Source organism: Staphylococcus sp. EG-SA-2 (assembly GCF_017152085.1).
Genome location: NZ_JACYHC010000481.1, coordinates 1 through 4,461, shown reverse-complemented (window position 1 = coordinate 4,461; position 4,461 = coordinate 1). Strand labels below are relative to the sequence as shown.

4 protein-coding genes, 6 tRNA genes and 1 rRNA gene are annotated in these 4,461 nt (G+C 34.7%); all 11 read right to left on the bottom strand.

The genetic code is table 11. The features are described from left to right. A partial coding sequence (locus IDG60_RS07380) for a phosphohexomutase domain-containing protein (RefSeq protein ID WP_481906084.1) occupies positions 1–817 on the bottom strand: 817 nt, incomplete at its 3' end. Positions 818–843: 26 nt separating this feature from the next. Further along, a complete protein-coding gene (locus IDG60_RS07375; protein ID WP_000894032.1) occupies positions 844–1,776 on the bottom strand; it encodes a CdaR family protein in 933 nt (310 codons plus the stop codon). Between the two features lies 1 nt (position 1,777). Further along, a complete protein-coding gene (gene cdaA / locus IDG60_RS07370) occupies positions 1,778–2,587 on the bottom strand; it encodes a diadenylate cyclase CdaA (RefSeq protein ID WP_000347896.1) in 810 nt (269 codons plus the stop codon). Between the two features lie 188 nt (positions 2,588–2,775). Then, positions 2,776–3,684, bottom strand: a complete 909-nt coding sequence (gene rocF, locus IDG60_RS07365; RefSeq protein WP_000167867.1) for an arginase — start codon at positions 3,682–3,684, stop codon at positions 2,776–2,778. A gap of 137 nt (positions 3,685–3,821) precedes the next feature. After that, positions 3,822–3,894, bottom strand: a tRNA-Lys gene (locus tag IDG60_RS07360). Between the two features lie 3 nt (positions 3,895–3,897). Continuing rightward, positions 3,898–3,972, bottom strand: a tRNA-Gln gene (locus IDG60_RS07355). A gap of 9 nt (positions 3,973–3,981) precedes the next feature. After that, positions 3,982–4,065 (bottom strand) — tRNA-Tyr (locus IDG60_RS07350). A gap of 29 nt (positions 4,066–4,094) precedes the next feature. After that, positions 4,095–4,170 (bottom strand) — tRNA-Val (locus IDG60_RS07345). Positions 4,171–4,177: 7 nt separating this feature from the next. Beyond that, positions 4,178–4,249: transfer RNA gene (locus IDG60_RS07340), tRNA-Glu, on the bottom strand. A 1-nt stretch (position 4,250) separates the two neighbouring features. Then, positions 4,251–4,325 (bottom strand) — tRNA-Asn (locus IDG60_RS07335). A gap of 10 nt (positions 4,326–4,335) precedes the next feature. Then, a 5S ribosomal RNA gene (rrf, locus tag IDG60_RS07330) occupies positions 4,336–4,450 on the bottom strand. Between the last annotated feature and the right edge of the window lie 11 nt (positions 4,451–4,461).

Genomic DNA, 4,461 nt, shown 5'->3' with positions numbered 1-4,461 from the left:
TATGCATTTCTTGACCAATAATAAACATAATTTGGTCACCGTCAACGATTTGACCATTCTCATCTACTGCTATGATTCTGTCTCCATCGCCGTCAAATGCTAACCCAAAATCACTTTCAGTTTCAACTACTTTTTCAGCTAATTTTTCAGGATGTGTAGAGCCACATTTCTCATTGATATTATATCCATCAGGACTACATCCAATTGTTTCAGTATCTGCTTCTAAATCACCAAATAAGAATGGCGCTAGTGATGATGTTGAACCATTTGCACCATCTAAAACAATTTTCAAACCTTCAAAGTTAACATCTACTGTTGATTTTAAATAGCTCAAATATTTTTGTGCCCCTTCAAAGTAATCTGAATAATGTACAATATCATTGCCAACTGGTCTTGGTAATTCTGGATTTTCTTGATCCAATAATGCTTCAATTTCATTTTCTTGTTCATCTGATAGTTTAAAACCATCTGATCCAAAGAATTTAATACCATTATCTGCAACTGGATTATGAGAGGCTGAAATCATTACACCTAACTCTGCACCCATATCGCGTGTTAAATATGCAACACCTGGTGTTGAAATAATACCTAATCGCATCACTTCTGCACCAATTGAAATCAAACCAGCTATTAATGCTGATTCTAACATTTCACCTGAAACTCTAGTATCGCGACCTACAAGTACACGTGGGTGTTTTTCACCTTTATTATGTGCTAGAACATAGCCACCGTATCTTCCTAATTTAAATGCCAATTCAGGTGTTAGTTCTTGGTTTGCGACACCTCTTACTCCGTCTGTACCAAAATATTTTCCCATTGTTTACTCTCCTTTAATTTAGCTATTTATTTTACATTTATATAAGCCTTCGTTTCACTTGGTTGTGCTTTAGTGACATGTTCTGGTAAATTGATTTTTACAGTCTTTTCAGTTGATTCTGAAATACCATCTAAATCTACTTCTGCATCAACTTCGCTTATATTTTGTAAGTCATCTCGACTACCGAAGATTTCAATTTCTTTATCTTCTAAATCAATCGAACTTAACTCTTTATCATCTGCTAAACTACCTTTCTGTTTAACATTTACTTTAACCTTTTTGCTAAAAGGCTCTACTTTAACTTGTAAATTCACTTCATTAGGTTGAATCGATACATTTAATTTATTCAGTTTTTTATCAAAAGCCGTTACTTCTGCGACATCTTTTGTGTCACCATTAATCTTTTTATTAGTTTTAAAAGTGGCTTTTAAATAAGCGATATCATTCAATTGTTCTTCTCCACCTGTTACTTTAACTGTTTGTGGTGAAACTTCTTGCTTTGTAATTTTATAAAGTGGATCAATATCACTCTGACTTACATCAGGTTGAACTGTCATCTTTTTAGTTACTTTGTTTTCAAGCGTAATATTTGCTAATTTAGGTTTTACAGAATAATGAATGTCATCAGCTAACCCTTTAACTTGATACTTCTCTTGATATTTTCCAGCTTTAGCATTTGATAAATCAATCACTACTCTTAAATCTTCTGGATTTTCAATTTTTATTATCTTTGATTGTGGTCCTGAAATAGTCACATTAACTGTTTCAGGCGCTTTTGTTAAATGCAAATCTTTAGTGTTATAAAGAATTTCAACGGGTACATCTTGAATCGTTTTACTAGACTTTTGACCAAGATTACCAGTGTTAAAGATATTTCCAAAAACATTGTTAACAGATAAAAAGAAAAACAATGCCAAAAGAAAGGCAATAAATCTCAAGCCCCATTTACTTTCTAGCATATTATTTCACACCTTTCTTTTGAAAGCGTGTGCCAAACCAATGTTCAGCAAGCAACTCTTCAAAAATTTCGTTTGAAATGTCTCGTCGTAATTTTCCATCAAATGTTACCGAAATATCACCAGTTTCTTCAGATACAATAACGGTAAATGCATCAGATACTTCTGAAATACCAACCGCAGCTCTATGTCTTGTACCCAAACTTTTAGATATCTTAGGACTATCAGACAATGGCAAATAACTTGCTGCTGCTGCAATCTTAGTGCCTTGAATAATCATTGCACCATCATGTAAAGGTGTGTTAGGTATAAAGACATTAATTAAAAGTTCTTGCGAAATATTTGAATCCATTGCAATACCTGTTTCAATATAATCTTGAAGACCTGTTTCTTTTTCAAAGACAATTAATGCACCTATACGTCTTTTAGCCATATATTGCACAGCCTTTGAAACCGATTGAATCAATTTCTCTTCATCTTTACTATACGTATTAGAAGTATAGCGTTTTAAAAAGCTACCTCTACCAAGTTGTTCTAACGCACGTCTAATTTCTGGTTGGAATATTACTATTAAAGCTAATACCCCCCATTGAATAACGATATCGAATAATTTAGATGTTGCAGTCAAGTTCAATATCATACTTATCTGCTGACCAATAACAATTACTAATATCCCTTTAAGTAATTGTATCGCTTTAGTTCCCTTAAAGACCGTGATGAGAAGATAAAGTACATACCAAACTATCAGTAAATCAAGGATACTCGTTACAATTTTTAACGTACTGAGGTTTTGAAAAAAGTTGGAAAAATCCATAACATCTCCTCCGGGTAATATTTTTCCATAATACCCATTATACCAATCATTTACATCACTGTCATACGAACATATATTTAAATAGAAAAAATTTATTTTAAAGATTATAACTACTCTTAATCATTTTAGTGAATTAAAAAAAGTAGTGCAAAAAGCAAAATATACTTTATACACTACAAATCATTTATTTATAATAAAGTTTCACCAAAAAATGTTCCAACTAATGAAACCGCTTGTTCAGCAGTATGATTATTACTGTCAATCAATGGATTTACTTCAACTAAATCCATTGAGGAAATTAAATGTGATTGATGCAGTAATTCCAATGCAAAATGGCTTTCTCTATAACTAAGACCACCCAAAACTCTAGTACCAGTGCCTGGCGTTTCAAGCGGATCTAAAGCATCAACATCTAAAGATAAATGAACGCCATCAACATTGCGTGACTTCAAATATTCTATTGTATTTTCAATTACTTCCTTTATCCCTAATTTATCAATATCTGACATAGTAAATGTTTTAATATTATGATCTTTGATAAATTGTCTTTCACCTTTATCTAAATCTCTCATACCAATTAGTACGATGTTTTCTGGCTTGATTACATTACTATTTAATTCTAAAAGTTCTTTGGGACCTTCGCCTGTCAAAATCCTTAGAGGCATACCATGAATATTTCCACTTGGTGACTCTTCAGGTATATTTAAATCACCATGTGCATCATACCAAATAACACCTAAATTATTATAATGTTTACTTATTGCTGATACTGAACCTACCGCAATAGAATGATCACCACCAAGAACTAGAGGAAATCTGTTATTTTCAATTGATGCTGAAACCTCTTTATTTAATTTTTGATTAACATCTATAATTTCATCATAATTTCTTAATCCTTTTTGTTCACTATGAAATTTTTCAATGTTCACAGCAGGTACCTTAATATCCCCCTTGTCATATACATCAAGGTCTAATTGCTTTAATCTTGAAATTAATCCAGCATATCTAATTGCTGTTGGTCCTAAATCAACACCTAATTTTCTTTGTCCAAATGTTGATGGTGCACCTATAATATCAATTGCTTTTGTCTTTGTCATAAGCGTCCCCCTTTGCTCTATGTAATTAAAGAATAATGTATGCGCTTACCATTATCAAGCAATAGCTACACATATAATCTGTTTATCTTATTACTTCATAAAAAAAAGCACTTCCCAAAAATGGAAAGTGCAAGTAGTGAGCCATAGAGGATTCGAACCTCTGACCCTCTGATTAAAAGTCAGATGCTCTACCAACTGAGCTAATGGCTCTAATGGCTGGGCTAGCTGGATTCGAACCAACGAGTGACGGAGTCAAAGTCCGTTGCCTTACCGCTTGGCTATAGCCCAATATATAGATGGTGGAGGGGGGCAGATTCGAACTGCCGAACCCGAAGGAGCGGATTTACAGTCCGCCGCGTTTAGCCACTTCGCTACCCCTCCAGCTTATTCATATAATTTAATAATCAAAATGGTGGAGAATGACGGGTTCGAACCGCCGACCCTCTGCTTGTAAGGCAGATGCTCTCCCAGCTGAGCTAATTCTCCAAAATAATGACTCCTACGGGACTCGAACCCGTGTTACCGCCGTGAAAGGGCGGTGTCTTAACCGCTTGACCAAGGAGCCATGGCTCCACAGGTAGGACTCGAACCTACGACCGATCGGTTAACAGCCGATAGCTCTACCACTGAGCTACTGTGGATTAATATTATGCCTGGCAACGTTCTACTCTAGCGGAACGTAAGTTCGACTACCATCGACGCTAAGGAGCTTAACTTCTGTGTTCGGCATGGGAACAGGTGTGACCTCCTTGCTATAGTCACCAGACATATGAATGT